The following is a 20,590-nucleotide window of genomic DNA, read 5'->3' on the forward strand; positions in this document are numbered from 1 at the left end:
GCTCACACGTTCGCACGGGGCTCGGGGCGTGGGGTACGGGGTTCTTCGTGGTCGCCTTCGCCTGTCGCTCGTTCCTCGCTCGCGGCTCGGCTCCTCCTGCAGAACCCCGTACGCCCCTCGCTCAGGGCTCAGGGCTCAGGGGGAGGGGCGCGGCGGGAGCGCCAGGCCGATGTGCTCGCCGATCTCCTCGATGAGACCCAGGTCGGCGAGGCGGAAACTGCCCCGGTTGCTGCGCCGGATCAGGGTCAGCGCGCCGCGCACCCCCCGGCTTCCGCGCAACGGCACCGACAGCAGGGATCCCGCGCCCAGTGCCGCCAGGAGCGGCGCCCCCGACTCCGCGTACCCGAGGACGTCCTCCTCCTCGATCAGCGGGAACAGCTGCGACTGGCCGCTGCCCAGAACCTCGCCCGGGACGGCGGAGTCCCGCGGCGCCGCCGCCACCTCGGCCCGCAGCCCCTCCGGCGCGTCGGGCGGCCCGGCCACCGCGGCGCGCCTGGCCGCGCGCGGGTCGGTGGGCAGGTCGCACACGTCCACGATCACCCAGTCGGCGTAGGAGTCCGCCAGCAGTTCGGCGGCGTCGGCCAGGGCGAGCGGACCACCCCTGCCGCCCGGCCCCGCGCCGCGCAGCAGCAGTCGCGTCATCCGGGTCAGCACGTCCAGCCTCCGGGCGGCCAGGACGACGACCTGGTCCTCCACCTCCGGCTCCAGCGGCGCGGGCCCCTCCTCCTCGGAACCGTTCATCGGCGGGGACATCGCGACCAGTACGAGCGGGTGCGCCTCCGTGGGCAGCTCCAGCCGGGTCAGGGTCAGGTGCACGTCCTCCGCCCAGCCGCGCTGTGCCAGCCGCGACTCCAGCGAGGCGGTACCGTCGCCGCGCAGGACCGACGCCAGCCACGACTGCATCGTCGCGCGTTTGCGCAGGTCGACGAAGTGGGCGAAGGGTTTGCCGGTGAGGTAGCCGGGAGCGCTGCCCAGCTGGGCGGCCCCGGCGTTGTTGATCCGCCGGATGTAGCCGTCGTGGTCAAGCAGCACCACGGGCACGCTCAGCTCCGCGAACATCGCGCGCAGCAGGACCCGGTCGCCGTCGTCGCCCGACCGGCGCGGGCCGGGCTGCTCCGGGCGCGCCCGGTTGAGCAGTTCGTCCGCCTCCCCCAGCAGGCGTTCGGCGTACTCCAGCTCCGCCAGCGCCGCCTCGGCCGTGCTCTGGGCGTCGTCGGGATACATGGCGTGGGTGCTGCCGAGGGCGGCCACCCGCTCTCCCAGAGCGGTGATCTCCCTGCGCAGCCCGGCGAGGTTGTCCGACACGCTCAGGTCTCCGGTCGTCGTCGATCGTGTCTTCGGCGGTACCCGTCAGGTGGTCCTGACGCCGTTGACTCACACCGACGCTAACCGATGTGAGGTGCGGTGCCCGCCACGGTTACCGTGGAACACGCCCCGGGACCGGGGACACGGCGGCGGAAGCGAGGTGGGACGGTGTGGATCGAACGCCTGGCGCGCGACATCGGCGCGCTGGGCCAGGCCGAGAACACCACCCTCGAACGCGCCCTGGACCAGATGAGCAGGGCGGCCGCGCTGGGCGTGCCCGGCTGTTCCGCCGCACTGGTGGTGGTCTGGCGCGAGGTCGAGGGGCCCGACGGGTCCGTCCGGCACGTCGTGACCGACTACGGCGCCTCGCACGCGGACCTGTCCGAGGCGTTCGAGTACCAGTACACCAGCGACCAGGGGCCCACGGTCGAGGCGGTGCGCGAGATGCGCCAGGTGCGCGTCGGCGACGTCCTGCGCGAACACCGCTGGCCCCGCTACACCAGCATGGCCGTGCAGTGCGGCGACCGGTCGTCCGTCACACAGCCCAGTCTCATCCCGGGGGACCAGGGCGACGACGACCGCGTCGTGACCTTCGGCGTGCACTCCGGCCGGGCCGACGCCTTCGACGAGGACGTGGTCCTGCCCCTCACCGCACTGCTCGCCGAACACGCCGCGGTCGCCCTGCTCAGCGTGGGCCGTCAGGCCGACGTGGCCCGTGAGACCGCGCACATGCGCCGGGCGATGTCCGCGCGGACCGTGATCGACCAGGCCAAGGGCATCATCATGCACGCGCGCGCCTGTGACGCGGACACGGCCTTCGCGGCGCTGCGCGAGGTCGCCCAACGCAACCGGATGAAGGTCGTGGACGTGGCGCGCGACCTGGTCCGGGAGAACACGGGTGCCCCGGCCCGGACCCGGCGGCCGGGCGCGGACGGTCGGTGAACACGGTGCCGGCCTCACACCGATGAGTCCCGAGCGTGACCGAAAGCGGGGATGATGGGCTTCCGGGGCCGTCCCGGAACGACAAGGAGAGCCGAGAGTGACGTCAGACATCTCGATTCGTCGCGAGGATGGCGTCGTCGTGGTCACCCCCGTGGGGGAGATGGACGCGGTGACCTCTCCGGCCCTGGCGGAGGTCCTCGACGGGCTCCTGTCCGAGGAGCGTCCCGGCGGAGTGGTGGTCGACCTCGCCAAGGTCGCCTTCTGCGACTCCCGCTGTATCGGTGTACTCGTCGCCGCCTACCGGCACGCCCGCGACCGCGGCGTCGGCCTCGTGGTCTCCGAACCCCAGCAGCAGGTCCACCGTCTGTTCGTGATCGCCGGGATCGACCAGGTCATCCCCATCGTGGTGAGCACCGACGCCGCGGTCGACTCGCTCCGGCCGTAGCCGGACCGCTCCGCGCAACCCCGTCGGCACCCCCTCTCAGCCCGTGTCCCGGGCGCGCGACTCGACCCGGTCGAGAAAGTGCAGCCGGACCAGCGACCCCGTCGCGCTGCCGCAGATCTCCAGGAAGTCGCAGGTCTGCCGGGTGATCCACAACCCGTACCCGCGCGGGCGCGTCCCGTCCGCCGGTCGATAGCCGGTCAACGGGTCGGCGAGGCCGCCGTCCTCGTCGAAGACGTCGCACACCCATCGCCCCTGCGCGCGCCACACGGTCACCGTGCCCTTGCCCGCACCGTGCTCCAGCACGTTGGCGGCCAGTTCGTTCACCGCCACGACCAGATCGTCCACCCTCTCCTCCGGCCAGCCCGTCGCGCGTCCGAGGTCGGTGAGCTCTCCGCGCAGCCGCGGCAGGGACTGTCCGATCTCCAACCGGTGGGCGGGCCCCGTGACCGGCAGCGGCTCCGGTGCGGTCGGCCGGACCCCGTACGCCGCCGTCCCCAGGTACATGCCGTTGTGGTGGGGGCCGTTCGGTCCCACCAGCACCGGGTGGGTGGCGCGCACCGCCGACCGCACGTGCGGGGTGAGGCCGCGCGCGTCGTGCACGCACAGCAACCGCAGCGGCACGGGGGCGAGCGCGGTGGACAGGACGGACTCCAGGCGGAGCCACTCCCGCAGTTCCATCGCCGATCCGCCGGCCAGCGGGGGCTCGGCGACCACCACCACGGGTGACGGTCCGTGCGTGAGCGCCAGCCGGTGCAGGAGGGCCAGCGTCCGCCCCGGCCCGTCGTAGAGATCGGCGCGGTCGGTGACGTGCACCCGGGCCCGCTCCGGTGCGTCGAGGCCCTCGGTCAGGGCGGCCGCACGGCACGCGCTGACGGCGAGCACGGCGTGGGCGTTCTCGCGTACGGCGGAGCGCAACCGCTGCTGGGCCACCTCGTGGAGTCTCTGCTCGCGGTGGAAGAGCAGGCCCTGGTGTTCGAAGGTCATCGGTGAGGGTTCGCGTTCGGGGGAGCGGCGCCGGGGCGGGTGCGCCGTCGTCTGAGATGTACCCACTCCGCGCCCGGTCCCCCGGAGAAGGTTCCGAGGGACCGGGAGGGTGTGCGCGGAGGGAACGGGGACACGGCTCAGCGGGCGGCCGTCGAGAGCAGGACGCCGTCGACCTCGTCCTCGTCGGGCTCCTCGTTCTCCGGGGTCTGGGGCAGGGAACGCTCGTAGGCGATCTCGGTCTCCACCGCGATGCGCTGCCACGTGAACCGGGAACGGGCGCGGTCGGCGGCGGCGATGCCGTACGCCGAACTCATCGTCGGGGTGTTGAGGACGGCCCGCACGGCGCGGGCCACCTCGTCGGGCCGGCCGAACCGCATCAGGACGCCGCTGGTGCGGTGCAGCACCGCGCCGGGGACCGCGCCCGTGGCGGTGGCGACCACGGGCAGGCCGCACGCCATGGCCTCCACGACCGCCCCGCCGTAGGGGTCGTAGGCGGCCGCGGAGACGTACACGTCCGCCGAGCGCAGCAGTCGCGGCAGCTCCTTGCGCTCCACGGGGCCGGTCAGGTGGACCCGGTCGTCCACGCCCGCCTCCTTCGCCAGCAGTTCGAGGGCGCGTGCGTTCTCGTCCAGGGCCACGTCGCGGTCCTCGGCGGTCGACACGATGAGGAGTTCGGCCTCGGGCAGCCGGGTCATCGCCTCGACCAGCCGGTCGGCGCCGCCGGAGCCGGACAGGGACGTGACCGAGACCATGCGGGGCCGGTCCTCGCGGCGGGTCTGCCAGGGTTCGGAGGACGCGCTGCCCTCCACACTGAAGTGGTCGGTGTCCACGCCGAAGGGGACGACGCTGACGTGGTGGCGGGGCACGCCGAGTCGGGCCAGTTCGCCCTGCTGGTCGGTCGAGTTGACCAGGACGTGGTCGGCGCGCGACGCCAGGATCGTCTCCATGCGGGCGCGTTCGGGCTGGTGGTCGAGGCCGGAGCGCTGTTCGCTGGCGTTGAGCGAGTGGAAGGTCTGGACGATCGGGGTGCCGCTCTGGTCCCGGTCGCAGTGCGCCTGGGCGTGCAGGGCGGCCAACCCGCTGGTCCACCCGACGGCGTGCAGCACGTCCGGGGCGTCCTCGTCGAGGGCGGAGGCGAGGGCGGTGCCGAAGGATCCGGTGTGCTCGGCCTCCTCGTCACCGCCGAGGGGGCGGGCCGGGCCGGCGTCGAGGTAGACGACGGACACCCCCCGCGACATGCGGGTACGGCCGTCGGGCTGCTCGGGGTCGCTCCGGCGCGAGTACACCGTGACCTTGTGGCCGCGTTTGGCGAGCTGCCGGGACACGGCGCAGGCGTGCAGACTCGCCGGGCAGGCCGGTTCCCCCCGGTGGGCGGGGAGAGGATTGGCGTGTTCGGCGACCATGGCGATCTTCACTGGGCTGGACTCCTTGGACACGAGAGACGGTGTCCGTCGTGGGCGGGTGCTGCGGCCGGAGGCCGTCCGTTGAGGGTTGGCCGTCCCCGCGCGAGGCGCCCCTGACGGGCGGTGGCGGGCGACGGGCGGGCGGGCCCGGGGAGACTCCGGAGCGGGGTCGGAGCCCCCCGGGAGGGAAACGTGGTCGACGGGCCGCCCTCCGGGCCCGTCCGGTGGTCGGCGCGCGCGGCACGGGGCCGGGACGCGTCAGGGGACGATGAGGTGCGTTCGCCGTGCCGGCGGCGGTCTGCGGGCAGCACTCAGCACCGCGCGCACGGAGGGCACGCGGGAGCCGGGTGGCGGAGAGGAAGAAGGAGGGGAGGGCAGACGCACGGACACCACACCAAACGACCGGTCGGGAAAGCGAGCCACCGTGCGAACCCGGATCGGGTCAACGCTCGGGGCGAGGTCGTGTGTGTCTGCGTCTTAGACACCCAACAGGGCCATTCTGCCAGACGGTCAGGTGAGTCACAACGTCACAGGGTGTCGTTGACCGTGCCAAAGGGGTGCTTCGGTCATGCCCGTAATCCGGGAGGAGGCCCTCTGTACTGTGGCTTCCCGATCTCGTCCGGTCCCCACTGTCGCGGCCGGTGTGCCACCGCTACTGTCGGACGGGAACAACAGGACTGGACCTCGTTCACCACCGGCACATTGACAACGACACTTTCGTCGGCGACAACCCGCGTGGGAACTGCGTATCCGGGTGTTTTCCGCCATGATGTACGCGGATTTTGACCGACTCCGCCGGTACCTCGGTACGGTTACAGAATCCACACGTTGAACGGGACTCGAGCAACGTCCGGCGCCGCGCGTCGGGCAACCGGCCACGGCCGACGAAACGGGAGGAAGGGCGTATGGGTGTCGCTGGTGGGGAAGTCATTGTCACGGCCCTCACGCACCGGGGCGCTGTCCGTCCCGCCAACGAGGACTCCGTCGTCATGGGCGCGCTCACCGTCGCCAGCGCCAACATGACCTCACCGGTCCGTTGCGTTCTGCCGGTGAGTGAGCCCGTCATCCTCGCGGTCGCCGACGGGATCGGCGGCCAGGCCGCGGGGGAGATCGCCTCCGAACACGCCGTGCACCGCATGGCCGAGATGGGGCCGCGGCTCAAGGGGCCCGACGAGATCGCCCAGCTCCTGAGCAACATCGACGAGGAGATCAAGGACCACGCCACCCAGCACACCGAGTTCTCCGGTATGGGGACCACGGTCGCCGGTGTCCTGCTCAACAACGACGGCAACTTCTGGTTCAACGTCGGTGACTCGCGGACCTACCGCCTGGAGGGGCGTCACCTGCGCCAACTCTCCGAGGACGACTCTCCTGCGCTTCCGCCCTCCGAGGACGGCCGTCCGGTCACCACCAACTTCATCACCCAGTCCCTCGGCGGCAGCGCGGGCGGCGCGATGGTGCCGCACGTGGGCCGGGACGAGGCGGCCGACCCCAGCGCCTGGCTCATGTGCAGCGACGGGCTGTCCGATCTGGTCCTGCCGGAGGAGATGGAGCGGATGATCGCCGAGGCGGGCAGTGACGAGGCCGCCGTGCACGCCCTCTGGCAGGCGGCGATGGAGGCGGGCGGCAAGGACAACATCAGCATCCTGCTCGCGCGCCGCGTGTGAACCGCCCGTAGCGGGAACGACGGCGGGGCCCGGACATCGTGTCCGGGCCCCGCCGTGTTCGTCCCGGTCCTGGTTTTCCGGAACGGTCGCCCCGGGACGGGGACGCCCGGCTCCTCGGGCGCCCGAACAGCCGAAGCCGGGCGGGGGCCCGGGACGGGGGCGGGTCAGTTCCGGTCGCCGCGCGAGCCCGAGGCGGCACGGGAGCGCAGCAGTACCGCCAGCAGCACGATCGCGCCGATGGCGATCACCACCGCGGCGACGGCGCCCACGACCACGATCGTGGTCACCGGGGGGCCGTCGGAACCGGTCTCGGCCGCCGCCTCGTCGGCCGCGACCGAGGTCTCCTCCGCGGGGGCGGCCGTCGCATCGGTGGACTCGCCGCCCTCCGCGGCCCCTGTGCCCCCCGCGGCCTGGTCGTCCCCCGGCTCCGCCGCCTCGGCGGCCCCGGCGGCGGCCTCCTCGGTCAGGGTGAACGTGAGCGTGTCCTGGATGGGGTGGCCGTCGGAGGAGACGACCCGGAAGCCGACGGTGTACTCGCCCGCCTGGTCCAGGGGGAGCAGGCCCGTGGTCACGTCCAGTTCGTCGAACCCGAGGCTCTCGTCGTCCTGGTACTGCTCGCCGTCGGGGCCGGTGACGATGATGTCGCTCGCGCTGTCCGACGACATCGGCGCGTTGTTGAAGCTCAGCACGATCTCCTCGGGCGCGGCCTCCAGGGTGGCGCCGTCCTCGGGTGAGGAGCCGGTCAGGACGTCGTGGGCGAGGGCGGGCGCGGGCGCCAGGGCCAGTGCGGCGGCGGTCAGCGGAGCCGCGGCGGCGGCGACCAGACGGAGGAGGCGGCGGTCGGCCGCGCCGTCGGGCGCGTACGTGGTCTCGGTGGACGCCATGTCTTCTCCCAGTGCTCGGGGTCGGTACACGCACCGGCGGAGAAGGCCGGATCGCATGTGTTCGGAACCAGGGGGTGGTCAGTCGACCCCACCCTGCCACGCGACCCTCGGCACGACTCCCACGGCGCTCTCCCCAGTAGTCGACCGTATCCGCGGGCGGGTTCCCTCTCCGTCCTTGCGGTGACCGGGTCGGAGACGACGGTCGGGGTGCGGCGGAGGGCGGGCGCACGCGCAGACGGGAAGGGGCCGCCGGGCGCGGTCCCCCTCGCGCCCGACGGCCCCGGCCACCGCCTCAGGAGGCCGGGACCAACTCGCGTCGCATGTAGCGGCGCTGCTCCGGGGTCGTGCCGCCCCAGACGCCGTGGGCCTCTCCGGCTCGCAGGGCCCACCGCAGGCACTCTTGGCGAACAGTACAGCTGCGGCAGACGGCGACGGCCTGCTCGGTGTCGGCGCGACCGATCCCGGTGCTGCTCACCGGGAAGAAGATCTCCGGGTCGTGGGAACGGCAGTTCCCCTGCTCGACCCAGTCCTCGCTCTCGTGGTAAAGGCGGTTCACGTGCGCCTCCGATCCGTGGCTGCGATCCGTGGTCAGTGGCCGCACCGTGGGTCGCACGGCGGGCGAGTCCTCGTCCTCACCACGGCTGTCGGGTGCTCGACCCCTCTGGTCTGCGGCGAAGCGATGCGACTAAGTGTAGTACGACCTGATGTAGTACTACACGGAGTCTGATGGAAAGTCGGCGAGACATCAAGGGCACCGGTGCGCTCGTGTCGGTGCCGGGGCGGCCGTGCGCGAGGGGTCGCGGGGCAGGCGGCCGGAGCGGAGCGGACACCGGTCCGGAGGGGAAGTCCCTGTCCAGGGCCGGTTTCCGGAGTGGTCTGACGTGCGGGTCCGCGCAGGGATCCGCGCGGCGAAGACGTTATGTCGCGAGGTTTCCACCGAATTGATGTGACTTAACGCACTGTTAATATTGCTCGTCAAGGCCCTATGTTTGACCCTGAGTGCTGTCGGCCACACGGGATGGATCGGGCGCGCACCCACCGGGGGTCGGCCCCGGCCGGAGCGGTGAAGTCCCTGATGGGCAGGGGGCTCGCGGGTCGAGGGCGGTTCGGTGCGCCTCTCACGAAGGCCCTGGTCAGGGCGGTGTCGCGCTGCTAAATAGACGAGCCATACCCGATGCTGAGCTGATGAAACATCTGCGCGGAGTCTCTCTGAAACGTCATTGACATTCGTTCGCTAAGTTCGATCGACGTGCCACATCTACGAACGAACCTCCAAGCACACGACCGAACTGACGGCGGGGCCAACGGCTCCGGAACCACAGGGGCCGTGAGCCGTGGGAGCGTGCGCCTGGCGCACCCCACAGCGGAGGACGGGCCGCGCATGTGGCGGCTGGCGGGAGAGGCGGGGATGGATGTCAACTCCCCGTACGCCTACACGCTCTGGTGCCGTGACTTCGCGGGGACCAGCGTCGTCGGTTACGACGACGCGGGCCGTCTCGCCAGCTACGTCACCGGATACGTGCGCCCCGACAGCCCGGACACGTACTTCCTCTGGCAGGTCGCCGTGGACTCCTCCTTCCGAGGACAGCGGCTGGCCCGCCGGATGCTCGACTTCGTCGGCGACGAGTTCGCCGGCATGGGACTGCGTTACCTCGAAGCGACCGTCACACCGGACAACACCGCCTCGCGCGCTCTGTTCGCCTCGTTCGCCCGCGACCGGGGCGCGGAGATCGAGTGGAGCCCTCTCTTCACCGGGGAGCACTTCCCGCAGGATGGCGGGGTCTCCCACGAACCCGAGGAACTCGTGCGCATCGGCCCCTTCGGGCAGGGAACGAGCCAAGAGCGTGCCTGACCGTCCGCACCGGACCGACCGATTCTGACCCGCCCCGTCGTCAAAGCCCTGAGCCCACGAACCTGGGGAAAGGAACCAAGGAACCCACGATGGAGACCTTCCAGCGCCTCGAATCCGAAGTCCGCGGATACTGCCGGAACTGGCCGGTGGTGTTCGACAGGGCCCTCGGAAGCCACGTCTACGACGAGAGCGGCAGGCCCTACCTGGACTTCTTCGCCGGGGCCGGGTCCCTCAACTACGGGCACAACAACCCGGAGTTGAAGAGCTCGCTCATCGAGTACCTGACCGATGACCGCATCGTGCACAGCCTCGACGCCTACAGCACCGCCAAACGGGACTTCCTGAAAACGTTCGAGGAGATCATCCTCAAACCCCGGGGCCTGGACTACAAGATCCAGTTCCCCGGTCCCGCGGGCAACAACGCGGTCGAGGCCGCGCTCAAGCTGGCCCGCAAGTACACCGGTCGCCAGACCATCATCAACTTCACCAACGGCTTCCACGGCATGACCCTGGGCGCCCTGGCGGTGACCGGCAACTCCATGAAGCGCGGCGGCGCCGGCGTCCCGCTGGACCACGTCGCCACCATGCCGTTCGACAACTACCTCGACGGTCAGACGCCGGACTTCCTCTGGCTGCGCAGCCTGCTGGAGGACAGCGGCAGCGGCCTGGACAAGCCCGCCGCGGTCATCGTCGAGACCGTCCAGGGCGAGGGCGGCATCAACGCGGCCAGCGCCGGCTGGCTGCGCGGACTGTCCGACCTGTGCCGCGAGTACGACATCCTGATGATCGTCGACGACATCCAGATGGGCTGCGGTCGCACCGGCGGCTTCTTCAGCTTCGAGGAGGCCGGGATCACCCCGGACATCGTCACGCTGTCGAAGTCCATCAGCGGGTACGGCCTGCCGATGGCGCTCACGCTGTTCAAGCGCGAGCTGGACGTGTGGGGCCCGGGCGAGCACAACGGCACGTTCCGCGGATTCAACCCGGCCATGGTCACCGGCACCGAGGCGCTGCGCCGCTTCTGGAGCGACGACGCCTTCGCCCGCGCCACCAAGGCCAAGGGCGACATGGTCGCCGCCCGCCTGACGGAGATCGCCGGCGAGTTCCCCGAGGTCGGCGCGCACGTGCGCGGCCGCGGCCTGGCCCGTGGTCTGGCCTTCGAGGATGTCGCGATCGCCAAGCGGGTCGCCGCCGAGTCCTTCGAGCGCGGCCTGCTCCTGGAGACCTCCGGTCCCGAGGACGAGGTCGCCAAGCTCCTCCCGGCGCTCACCACGACGGAGGAGGAGCTCACCGCGGGGCTCGACATCATCGCCGACGCCACCCGCGCGGCCGTGAAGGTCGCCCAGCCGGTGTAGTACCCGCCCTCTCTGAGGGGCGAACGGCCACGGGGTCGGTCGGCCTCCCCGATTCGGGAAGCCGACCGGCCCCTGACCGTGTTCAATGGACCAGAAGCGACGGCGCGAGAGCGCGTTAAGGAGAGTTCAGTGATCATTCGCAGCGTGGACGACGTCAACGACACCGACCGTGACGTCAAGCACGGCAACTGGCGCAGCCGCCGGATGATCCTCGCGAAGGAGGGCGTCGGCTTCTCCTTCCACGAGACCGTCCTGTACGCGGGTACCGAGACCACGATGTGGTACGCCAACCACGTCGAGCTCGTGCACTGCATCGAGGGCGAGGCCGAGCTCACCAACGAGGAGACGGGTGAGAAGCACACCATCACCCCGGGCACCCTCTACCTGCTCGACGGTCACGAGAAGCACACGCTCCGCATCAAGGAGGACTTCCGTGTGCTGTGCGTGTTCAACCCGCCGGTGACCGGGCGCGAGGTGCACGATGAGAACGGCGTGTACCCGCTCATCATCGAGGAGCCGGAGTCGGAGAGCACCCCGGTCTCCTGACGACCGAGTGTGAACGAGTGGGCGGGGTCCGTGGTTTTCGGGCCCCGCCCACAGTCGTGTACGGAACTGGGCCCCAGGGTGATCGGGTTTCACACCCAGGGTCACGAGCCACAGGTGACCCGGTATGAACGTCTGTCCGGGCTGTTCACCATGCAGCCAAGTGCTCATAACCAGTGCATAACGGACTAAACCTGCCTTGTTACTGCTGGGCGGGCCCGGGGAGGGAGAGACCCATACCTGCGCCGTCGGTCCGTGTCCCGGTCGACGGCCGGACCCCGCGGAGTGACTCGGCCGCGGACACCAGCCCGCACAGGCGTCCCCATCCGAACGCGCGGTGCCGTCGTCCCTCGGGAGCGGCACCGCACTCAGTTACACGAGGAGCAGTCGTGAAGAAGCAGGTTTCAGCGGTCACCCGAGGCGCCCTGGGTCGCCGGGACGCGTTCCGTCTGGGTGGAGCCGGACTGGCCGTGGCCGGGCTCGCCGCCTGTAGCCGTGTCGAGGACGGCGGGGGCGGAGGTGAGGAAGGGGGGACGTCGACCCTGGAGCGCCTGCGTGAGCAGGGCTTCGTCGCGGTCGGTCTGGCCAACGAGATCCCCTTCGGCTTCATCAACGACGCCGGAGAGCCCGCCGGGCAGTCCCCGGCCGTGGCCGCCGCGGTCTTCGAGGAGCTGGGTGTTCCCGAGATCCAGGCCTCTCCGGTCGCCTGGGACGGCCTCATCCCGGGCCTACAGTCCAACCGGTTCGACGTCATCGCCGCGGGCATGTTCATCACCCCGGAGCGCTGTGAGCAGGTCGCCTTCAGCGAGCCGACCGCGACCTCGCCGGAGGCCTTCCTCGTGCAGGAGGGCAACCCCGAGGACATCACCCACTTCACCTCGTTCGCGGAGAACCCCGACCTGCGCCTCGCGGTCCTCAATGGGTCCGTCGAGCAGAGCTACGCGGAGCACTTCGGGATCCCCGAGGACCAGTTGGAGCTGATCCCCGACCAGACCACCGGTTACGAGCGCCTGGAGGCCGGCCGCGTCGACGCCGTCTCCATGCTGAAGGTCTCCCACGAGTACCTGCTGATCGACCGCGGCGGTCCCTTCGAGGTCACCGAGGCCTTCTTCCCCGAGATCGACGGGAACGAGGAGCGCGGCTGGGGCGGCCTGGCCCTGCGGCAGGCGGACACCGAGCTGCTCGCCGAGGTGAACCGCGTGATCGCCGAGTTCAAGGAGAGCGGACGTCTCCTGGAACTGGGCGAGGAGTGGGGCTTCACCGAGGCCGACCTGCCCGACGACACCACCACCGAACAACTCTGCGAGGGCTGATCCCGACGTGCAGTTCCTGATCGAGCGGCTTCCGCTCTATCTCGACGGCGCGTGGGTCACGATCCAGCTCACCCTCGGCGGTAGTGCCCTGGCCTTCGTCCTGGCCATGGCCTTCGGCATCCTGGGCACCATTCCCCACTGGTTGCCCAGGGCCGTGGCCACGGTCTACGTCGAGGTGTTCCGGGGCATCGCCGCCCTCGTGCTGATGTTCTGGATGGCCTACGCCCTGCCACAGCTCACCGGTTTCCAGCTGGAGGACCGGTTCGCCGCGATCCTCGCCGTGGGACTCAACGTCGGTGCCTACGGTGCCGAGGTGGTCCGGGCGGCCATCAACGCCGTGCCCAAGTCACAGGTGGAGGCCACGGTCGCGCTGAACCTGTCCTGGTTCCAGCGGATGCGACTGGTCGTCCTGCCGCAGGCCTGGGCGCAGATGCTGCCCACGTTCGGCAACCTGGTCATCGAGCTGATGAAGGCGACCGCCGTCGCCTACCTCATCGGCGTCGTCGATCTGACCGCCGTCGCGCAGCAGATGCGCCAGGCCACCGGTGAGACGATCGTGGCGTTCATCGGTGCTCTCATCCTCTACTTCCTGATCGCGCAGGTGCTGATCCTCGGCATGCGTCTCCTCGAACGCCGCGCCAACCGCAAGCTGGGCCGGACGCCGCCGGGCGGCACCGGTCTGAGCGCCCTGCTGAAGCACCCGGTCGTCTCCGGTTCCGGGGCGGGGGTGTAGGCCTGTGATCTGGGATTTCGAGTTCACCGCCGAGGCCATGCCCGACCTGCTGTCCGGGCTCTGGGTCACCGTTCAGGCCACGATCCTGGGTTACCTCATCGCGCTCTCCCTCGGCCTGCTGATCTCCATGGTCCGACGCGTGCGCGTGGCCGGGCCGATCGTGCACGGAGTCATGGAGTTCATCCGGACGACCCCGCTCGTGGTCCAACTGGTCTTCGTCTTCCTCCTCGTCCCCTCCACCGTCTCCGCGATGACCGTCGGTGTCGTGGTGCTGGGCGTGCACTACTCCGCCTACACCGCCGAGGTGTACCGCTCGGGTATCGAGGGTGTGGCCAAGGGCCAGTGGGAGGCGGCCCGGGCGCTGAGCCTCCCGGCCACCCGAACCTGGGGCGCGATCGTGCTGCCGCAGGCGATCCGCAAGGTCATCCCCGCGCTGGGCAACTACCTGATCGCGATGTTCAAGGACACGCCGCTGCTCTTCGCGATCGGTGTGACCGAACTGCTCACCCAGGCCCAGAGGATCGGCAGCGCGAGCTTCCGCGTCGTGGAGGCCTACACCCTGGTCGGCTTCCTCTTCCTCGTGGTGAGCATCCCCTCCGCGATCCTGATTCGACGACTGGAGCGACGCTATGCCGCCGTCTGAGACCCCGTCCGCAGAAACACCCCAGGGGGGCGCGGGGCAGCCGCAGATCGTCTTCGACCAGGTGGTCAAGCGGTTCGGGGACCTCACCGTCCTCGACCACCTCGACTTCTCGGTCGAACCCGGTGAGCGGGTCACGCTCATCGGCCCCAGCGGTTCGGGCAAGACCACGATCCTCCGCCTCCTCATGACCCTGGAGAAGGTCACCGAGGGCCACATCTACGTGGCGGGGGAGCCGTTCAGCCACATGCGGCGGGGCGGCCACCTGGTCCCCGCCAGCGAGGGCTACCTGCGCCAGAAGCGCAGGAGCATCGGCATGGTGTTCCAGCAGTTCAACCTGTTCCCCAACATGACGGTGCGCAAGAACGTCATCGAGGCGCCCGTGCACGTCCTCGGCCTGCCCAAGGACGAGGCGAACCAGCGGGCGGAGGAGCTGCTGGACCTGGTCGGCCTCGGCGAGAAGATCGACGCCCACCCGACGCAGCTGTCCGGCGGCCAGCAGCAGCGCGTGGCCATCGCCCGCGCGCTCGCGATGCGCCCCGACATCCTCCTGCTGGACGAGGTCACCTCCGCCCTCGACCCGGAGCTGGTGGCGGGGGTCCTGGACGTGCTCCGCCAGGTGGCCGAGACCACGGACATCACGATGCTGTGCGTGACCCACGAGATGGCGTTCGCGCGCGACGTGTCGCACCGCGTCCTGATGTTCGACAAGGGCCAGATCGCCGAGGAGGGGCCGCCTGAGCAGATCTTCGAGGACCCGCGGGAGGAGCGGACCAAGTCCTTCCTGCGTTCGGTGCTCGACAACGGGTTCTGAGGACCTGACCGGCCCGACCGGGCCCGGCCGACCCGAGCGGGGGCGGCGGAGTCCGGCGGGCGATCCGCCGGCCCGGGGCGCGCCGCGTCCCGGGCCGACGTGTGCCCGGCCACACTGACGACATACCGTAGTCATTAGATCACTTTTAGTTTCCCCTTGGGCAGAATGGGTGCTCTGATGCTGGGGGGACTCTTGTGACCAAGGTGCGCAGTTGGGGGCTCGTCTCGTGGGGTGCGTTCTTCGCCCTGCTCGCCGTGGCGATGATCGCCCGCCCCGAACTGATCGTCGACCTCCTGGGCGAGTCCCGTCCGGTCTACGTGGCCGTCTGGGGGCCGATGCTGGTCGCCGGGGTCGTCACCTGGGCGCTCGTCCGCTGGTTCGGCGACCGCGACCAGCTCGACCGGCAGGTGGCCGCCGCCCTCGACGGGCATCCGATCCACCGTGAGGTCGGCTGGCTCACGGTGTTCCTCTGCGGGTTCGTCCTGTCCATGTTCGTGCTCTCGTGGGTCTCCTCCCTGTACGGGGAGGAGCTCGGCATGGACCTGCGGATGTCCGTCTCCCTGGTGTCCCGGCTGCTGTTCCTGTTCACCCTGCCCATGCTCGTCATGGACCGCTCCGGGGTCACCATCGACGGCAAGGGCACCGCCATGCCGGCGCTCGCGATGGCCGTACGCGAGCCCTGGCGGTGGCTCGGCCTGATCTCCGTGGGCCTCGCCGTGGGGCTCATCGCCTACCGGCTCGTGCCCGCCTTCGGCCTGCCCCAGCTGTCCCTGGCCGTCATCGGCTTCTTCCTGGCCTTCGCCCTGGTCTCGCTGTGCGAGGAGATCTTCTTCCGTGCCATGGTGCAGACCCGGCTGGAGTTCATCCTGGGCCGCTGGGCCGGTATCGCGGCCGCCTCGACCGTCTTCGCCCTGGCCTACGCGGTCACGCAGCCCCACGACGCGGTCGCCCAGATCCGGGGCCGGGACCTTGCGGAGGACCTCGGCCTGTCCCTGCTCACCTACGGTGTGAGCGGCTTCCTCTACGGCTACCTGTGGACGTGCTTCCGCAACGTCTGGATCGCCGTGCTCCTGCGCATCGCGCTGTTCGTCATCATCCTGCCGCCGGGACTCGACGCCCTCATCCACTGAGCCCCCCGTGCCTCCCGAGCCCCGTGACGCACCGTGTTGACCGCGGGCGCGCCGCCGCTCCACCGTGTGAAGACCACGCAAACTCTGCGTTCGGTGTTCGGATGAAGGTGTCCTGATGGGTACAGAAGCTCCATAGCAGTCGCACGGCGGTCATATTCCCCTCACGGGGAGGTCACCGTCCAGTCATGAACAGGGGGGAGTCTGCCACCTGTGAGCACGGAATCAGCGCCAACGACAGTGGAGCCCACGATCGCCGACCTGCCGCCGGACAGGTTCATGGACCGGGAGGAGGGGTGGCTCCGGTTCAACCAACGGGTCCTCGAACTCGCCGAGGACGAGACCGTCCCCCTCCTGGAACGCGCGCGGTTCCTCGCCATCTTCTCCAGCAACCTGGACGAGTTCTTCATGGTCCGGGTGGCCGGGCTCAAACGCCGCATCGCGACCGGGGTCTCCGTGACCTCCTCCAGCGGCCACAACCTGCGCGCCGTGCTCGAACGCGTCTCGGAGTTCTCCCGAGAGCTCATGCTCCGCCAGTCCGACTGCTTCGACAGGAGCGTCGCCCCCGCCCTGCGCGAGGTCGGTATCCGCATCGTGCGCTGGCACGAGCTCGACCAGGACGAACACGAGTACCTGCACGGCTACTTCCGCCGCTCCGTCTACCCCCTCGTCACCCCCTTCGCGGTCGACTCCGCCCACCCCTTCCCCTACATCTCCGGGCGGTCGCTCAACCTCGCCGTCACCGTGCGCGACCCGCGCGACGAGCGCACCATGTTCGCCCGCGTCAAGGTGCCCGGATCCCTGCCCCGGTTCATCGAACTCAACGCCGGCGCCGGCGGCCGCTTCGTCCCCGTCGAGGACGTCATCGCCGCCCACCTGCCGCAGCTGTTCGAGGGCATGGAGGTCGTCGAGCACCACGCCTTCCGGGTCACCCGCAACGCCGACCTGGAGGTCGACGAGGACGAGACCGACAACCTCGTCCAGTCCCTCGAACAGGAACTCCTGCGCCGCCGCTTCGGCCCGCTGGTACGCCTGGAGGTGGAGCAGTCCATCAGTGACGAGACGCTCGGCATCCTCACCCGGCACCTCGGCGCCGAGGAGGAGGAGATCTACCGGGTCCCCGGACCGCTCAACCTGGCCGGACTCTCCCAGATCGCCGACGTCGACCGGCCCGAACTCTGTTTCCCGCCCATGGTCGCCGTCGAGCCCCGGGCCCTGAACTCCGGCGACCTGTTCGCCGCCATCCGCGAGCGCGAGATCCTCGTCCACCACCCCTACGAGTCCTTCGCCACCACCACCGAGCGGTTCCTGGCCCTGGCCGCCTCCGACCCCAAGGTCGTGGCGATCAAGCAGACCCTGTACCGGACCAGCGGCGACTCCCCGATCGTCGAGGCGCTCATCGAGGCGGCCAGCGCGGGCAAGGAGGTCGTGGTCCTGGTCGAGGTCAAGGCCCGCTTCGACGAGCAGAACAACATCCACTGGGCCCGCAAGCTGGAGGACGCGGGCTGCCACGTCGTCTACGGCGTCGTCGGCCTCAAGACCCACTGCAAGCTGTCCATGGTCATCCGCCAGGACGACGACGGGCTGCTGCGCCGGTACTGCCACGTCGGCACCGGCAACTACAACCCCGCGACCGCGCGCATCTACGAGGACCTGGGCCTGTTCAGCGCCTCCGCCGAGGTCGGGGAGGACGTCAGCGACCTGTTCAACAGCCTGACGGGCTTCTCGCGCAAGAAGCACTACCGGCGTCTGCTCGTGGCGCCCGCCGCGCTGCGGGAGGGGCTCCTGAACCAGATCGCGGGCGAGATCGACAACTGCCGCAGGGGCGAGCCGGCCCACATCCGGATCAAGGTCAACTCCCTGGTCGACCGCGAGATCATCGACGCCCTCTACCGTGCCTCCCAGGCGGGTGTCAGCGTCGACCTGTGGGTGCGCGGGAGCTGCGTCCTGCGGGCGGGCGTCCCCGGGCTGTCCGAGAACATCCGCGTCCGCAGCATCCTCGGCCGCTTCCTCGAACACTCCCGCGTCTTCGTCTTCGCCAACGGCTGGCGCCCCCGGGTGTGGATCGGCAGCGCCGACCTGATGCCCCGCAACCTCGACCGGCGGGTGGAGGCCCTGGTGCGGATCTCCGATCCGGAGCAGTGCCGCCGCCTGGTCGGCCTGATGGAACTGGCCATGTCGGACGGCACCTCGTCCTGGCGGCTCCGCCCCGACGGGGTGTGGGACCGGGCCACCCACGACGAGGACGGCCATCCGCTCCTGGACCTCCAGGACACCCTGCGCGGGGACCGGCACCTGCGGGTGGTGGAAGGCTGAGGGGCATGGACTTCACGGACGAGAGCACGTACGCCGGGGACAGCCCCGGAGAACCCCGGGTCACCAGTGCCTTCCCGCCGCGCGACACGGCCGTCGGCGGCTACCTGGAGCCGATCCGCGCGGGCGGCACCGTGCTGTGGCGCACCGGCCCCCGGGGCGAACCCGAGGTCGTGCTGATCAGGCGGCCCGACCGCGACGACTGGACCCTGCCCAAGGGCAAGCTCAAGAACGGTGAGCACCTCATCATGGGCGCCGTCCGCGAGGTGCGGGAGGAGACGGGCCTCACCCCGGTCCTCGGCCGTCGACTCCCGCCGCAGCGCTACCTCAAGGACGGGTGGCCCAAACAGGTCGAGTGGTGGGCCGCCACCCCCGCCGAGCCCGGCGGTCCGATCGACTACACACCCAACGAGGAGGTCGCCGCCGTCGAGTGGGTGCCCATGGAGGACGCCCTGGTCCGCCTCACCTACGAACACGACGTCCAGGTGCTGGACAACTTCCGTGCCGGGCCCGCCGAGACCTTCCCGGTGGTCCTGCTCCGTCACCTGTCGGCGGGGGAGAAGCGCGCCTGGCGCGACAACGACCTGCTCCGACCCCTGGACGAGACCGGCCGCGCCGACGCGCTGGCCCTGCCGCGCGTGCTGGGCGCCTACGGGCGGCCGCGCGTGGTGTCGTCGGCGGCGGCCCGGTGCACCGAGTCGCTGCTGCCCTACGGCGTCGAGGCCGACGTGCCGGTGCGCACCGAGCGCGCGTTCACCGTCCACGAGGGCGGTGAGGCCGACGTGACGGCCGCACGGGAGGCGTTCGAGGACATCCTGGCGGAGGGGCGGCCCACCGTGGTGTGCACCCACGGTGAACTGGTCCCGCATCTGATGCGGGAGGCGCTGACCAGACTCGAGGCGCCGGTGTCCCAACAGCTGGGGCTGCGCAAGGGCGCGTTCTGGGTGGTGCACGTCGCCGCGGGCGGTGCGTTGGCGGGGGTGGAGCGGCACGGCGTCCGGGGGTGAACCGGGGCCCGTCCGGCGCGCCGGACGGGCAGTGACATCATCGGACCATGGCCACTCACAGGATCTCGCGGAGCATCACCGTCAAGGCTCCCGCCACGCGCGTCTTCGACATCATCGCCTCGCCGGCACGGCACCCGGAGTTCGACGGATCGGACACCGTGCGCGGTGTCCGATCCGGGCCTGACCGGCTCTCGCCCGGCTCGCGGTTCGGGATGACCATGCGCATGTTCGGACTGCCCTACCGGATCTCCAACCGGGTGGTGGAGTTCGAGGAGGACCGGTTGATCGCCTGGCGGCACGTCGGTCCGCACCGCTGGCGGTACGAGCTGGAGGAGGTCGCCGAGGGGGAGACGAGGGTCACCGAGACCTTCGACTACTCGCGTGGTCCGTCGGTGTTCTACGTGCTGGCCGGATGGCCCGCGAAGAACGCGCTGGGCATCGAGCGGACCCTGGTACGGCTCAGGGAGGCGGTCGAACGGGGGTCGGCCTCACGGCCCTGAAGGACCGGGCGCGCGGTTGAACGCCTGACCGGATGCCGGGAGCGCCCACCGCGTCCGACCCGGATCCCGGTGGGGCGGGTGACCGCCGCCCCGCGTCCCAGGAGGGTCGGCTGGGCCGTTGCGGCCCCGTCCCCGCCCGTGCGGGCGCCGGTGCGGGCCTGAGTCGCACCGCGGTGGCCGACGCACCCGCATCGTGCACGCGTCCTGTGGACAGGGCGCGGCCGCAAGCACATCGGAGGTGGCGGCTCCCGCCACCGGAGCGCTCGACGCGTCCGGTGGGGTGATGCCCTCCGGAGGCGGAGCCCCGGGGTTCCCCGCCAGGACAGGCTGAACCGGCATGAGCGTGCCCCCGCCGCGGGAGCCGCGGCGGGGGCACGGCGGCGTCTAGTGCCAGTAGCCGTCGCGCCAGTCGTGGTGGCCGTGCCCGTGCCCGTGGCCGTGGCCGTGGCCGTGCCCGTGGTAGCCGTCCCAGCCCTTGTCACGGCCCATGTCCGACCCGCCCCGGTGGTCGTGGTAGCCGTCCCAGTCCTTGCCGCGCTCCATGTTCGCGCCGCCCCGGTGGTCGTCCCAGTAGCCGTCGGCGGCGGCGGGCGCGGCGGCCAGGCCGACGGCGGCACCGGTCGCCAGGGTCACGAGCGCGAGAGCAGTGGTGCGTTTCACGTGCAAAACCTCACTTTGCGTAGTCACAAAACTACTGCCAGTGGTGACTTTAGGTTGACGCTCCCCGTTTGGCCAGCACTTCGACGCACTTACCGCTGATTGG

The 20,590-nt window shown here is 70.7% G+C and carries 20 protein-coding genes; 14 read left to right on the forward strand and 6 right to left on the reverse strand.

Going from position 1 to position 20,590, the window contains the following annotated elements; genetic code table 11:
- Positions 1-135 precede the first annotated feature (135 nt).
- Positions 136-1,305 (reverse strand): PAS domain-containing protein, encoded by a 1,170-nt coding sequence (locus tag ACTVAJ_RS13640; RefSeq protein ID WP_470388499.1) that lies wholly within the window; start codon positions 1,303-1,305, stop codon positions 136-138.
- A gap of 168 nt (positions 1,306-1,473) precedes the next feature.
- Here ACTVAJ_RS13640 and ACTVAJ_RS13645 point away from each other — a divergent pair, with 168 nt between their 5' ends.
- Positions 1,474-2,247: an ANTAR domain-containing response regulator gene (locus tag ACTVAJ_RS13645; protein ID WP_470388500.1), complete on the forward strand. Its 774-nt coding sequence runs from the start codon at positions 1,474-1,476 to the stop codon at positions 2,245-2,247.
- Between the two features lie 97 nt (positions 2,248-2,344).
- The gene (locus tag ACTVAJ_RS13650) at positions 2,345-2,692 is read left to right on the forward strand and encodes an STAS domain-containing protein (protein ID WP_470388501.1); all 348 of its coding nucleotides are present in this window, start codon (positions 2,345-2,347) and stop codon (positions 2,690-2,692) included.
- Between the two features lie 36 nt (positions 2,693-2,728).
- On the opposite strand, the gene ACTVAJ_RS13655 is transcribed toward ACTVAJ_RS13650, so the two are convergent.
- Together ACTVAJ_RS13655 and ACTVAJ_RS13660 are read right to left on the reverse strand one after the other, a co-directional pair.
- A complete protein-coding gene (locus ACTVAJ_RS13655) occupies positions 2,729-3,676 on the reverse strand; it encodes an anti-sigma factor RsbA family regulatory protein (RefSeq protein ID WP_470388502.1) in 948 nt (315 codons plus the stop codon).
- Between the two features lie 137 nt (positions 3,677-3,813).
- Positions 3,814-5,091 carry a glycosyltransferase gene (locus tag ACTVAJ_RS13660; RefSeq protein ID WP_470388503.1) on the reverse strand — a complete coding sequence of 426 codons (1,278 nt, stop codon included), beginning with the start codon at positions 5,089-5,091 and terminating at the stop codon, positions 3,814-3,816.
- Between the two features lie 893 nt (positions 5,092-5,984).
- On the opposite strand from ACTVAJ_RS13660, the gene ACTVAJ_RS13665 reads away from it, so the two are divergent.
- Positions 5,985-6,746, forward strand: coding sequence for a PP2C family protein-serine/threonine phosphatase (locus ACTVAJ_RS13665; protein ID WP_470388504.1), 762 nt, complete (start codon positions 5,985-5,987; stop codon positions 6,744-6,746).
- A 164-nt stretch (positions 6,747-6,910) separates the two neighbouring features.
- Here the strand turns inward: ACTVAJ_RS13665 and ACTVAJ_RS13670 are convergent, their stop codons facing one another.
- Positions 6,911-7,630: a copper resistance CopC family protein gene (locus ACTVAJ_RS13670; protein WP_470388505.1), complete on the reverse strand. Its 720-nt coding sequence runs from the start codon at positions 7,628-7,630 to the stop codon at positions 6,911-6,913.
- 292 nt (positions 7,631-7,922) lie between these two features.
- Positions 7,923-8,186 carry a WhiB family transcriptional regulator gene (locus ACTVAJ_RS13675; RefSeq protein ID WP_026127606.1) on the reverse strand — a complete coding sequence of 88 codons (264 nt, stop codon included), beginning with the start codon at positions 8,184-8,186 and terminating at the stop codon, positions 7,923-7,925.
- Positions 8,187-8,957: 771 nt separating this feature from the next.
- On the opposite strand from ACTVAJ_RS13675, the gene ectA reads away from it, so the two are divergent.
- From ectA to ACTVAJ_RS13730, 11 genes are all read left to right on the forward strand, one after another.
- Positions 8,958-9,482 (forward strand): diaminobutyrate acetyltransferase, encoded by a 525-nt coding sequence (gene ectA, locus ACTVAJ_RS13680; RefSeq protein ID WP_470388506.1) that lies wholly within the window; start codon positions 8,958-8,960, stop codon positions 9,480-9,482.
- 89 nt (positions 9,483-9,571) lie between these two features.
- On the forward strand, positions 9,572-10,837 hold the full coding sequence (gene ectB / locus ACTVAJ_RS13685; RefSeq protein WP_470388507.1) for a diaminobutyrate--2-oxoglutarate transaminase: 1,266 nt from the start codon (positions 9,572-9,574) through the stop codon (positions 10,835-10,837).
- Positions 10,838-10,966: 129 nt separating this feature from the next.
- On the forward strand, positions 10,967-11,383 hold the full coding sequence (locus tag ACTVAJ_RS13690) for an ectoine synthase (protein ID WP_017598653.1): 417 nt from the start codon (positions 10,967-10,969) through the stop codon (positions 11,381-11,383).
- Positions 11,384-11,850: 467 nt separating this feature from the next.
- Positions 11,851-12,693, forward strand: coding sequence for an ectoine/hydroxyectoine ABC transporter substrate-binding protein EhuB (gene ehuB / locus ACTVAJ_RS13695; protein WP_470388525.1), 843 nt, complete (start codon positions 11,851-11,853; stop codon positions 12,691-12,693).
- 7 nt (positions 12,694-12,700) lie between these two features.
- A complete protein-coding gene (gene ehuC / locus ACTVAJ_RS13700; protein WP_470388508.1) occupies positions 12,701-13,426 on the forward strand; it encodes an ectoine/hydroxyectoine ABC transporter permease subunit EhuC in 726 nt (241 codons plus the stop codon).
- A gap of 4 nt (positions 13,427-13,430) precedes the next feature.
- A complete protein-coding gene (ehuD, locus tag ACTVAJ_RS13705) occupies positions 13,431-14,069 on the forward strand; it encodes an ectoine/hydroxyectoine ABC transporter permease subunit EhuD (protein WP_470388509.1) in 639 nt (212 codons plus the stop codon).
- Complete coding sequence (ehuA, locus tag ACTVAJ_RS13710) at positions 14,056-14,880, forward strand: ectoine/hydroxyectoine ABC transporter ATP-binding protein EhuA (RefSeq protein WP_470388510.1); 825 nt, start codon at positions 14,056-14,058, stop codon at positions 14,878-14,880. The genes ehuD and ehuA overlap by 14 nt, the downstream gene beginning before the upstream one ends.
- Before the next feature lie 194 nt (positions 14,881-15,074).
- Positions 15,075-16,010, forward strand: a complete 936-nt coding sequence (locus tag ACTVAJ_RS13715; RefSeq protein ID WP_470388511.1) for a lysostaphin resistance A-like protein — start codon at positions 15,075-15,077, stop codon at positions 16,008-16,010.
- Between the two features lie 237 nt (positions 16,011-16,247).
- Positions 16,248-18,323 (forward strand): RNA degradosome polyphosphate kinase, encoded by a 2,076-nt coding sequence (locus ACTVAJ_RS13720; protein WP_470388526.1) that lies wholly within the window; start codon positions 16,248-16,250, stop codon positions 18,321-18,323.
- Between the two features lie 5 nt (positions 18,324-18,328).
- The gene (locus tag ACTVAJ_RS13725) at positions 18,329-19,327 is read left to right on the forward strand and encodes an NUDIX hydrolase (protein ID WP_470388512.1); all 999 of its coding nucleotides are present in this window, start codon (positions 18,329-18,331) and stop codon (positions 19,325-19,327) included.
- 47 nt (positions 19,328-19,374) lie between these two features.
- Positions 19,375-19,827, forward strand: coding sequence for an SRPBCC family protein (locus ACTVAJ_RS13730; RefSeq protein WP_470388513.1), 453 nt, complete (start codon positions 19,375-19,377; stop codon positions 19,825-19,827).
- 384 nt (positions 19,828-20,211) lie between these two features.
- Here ACTVAJ_RS13730 and ACTVAJ_RS13735 read toward each other — a convergent pair whose 3' ends face one another.
- Entirely contained in the window at positions 20,212-20,487 is a 276-nt protein-coding gene (locus tag ACTVAJ_RS13735) for a hypothetical protein (RefSeq protein WP_470388514.1), read from the reverse strand.
- Positions 20,488-20,590: the final 103 nt, after the last annotated feature.

The sequence above is a fragment of the Nocardiopsis sp. KDC1DS13DA1 genome (assembly GCF_055632325.1).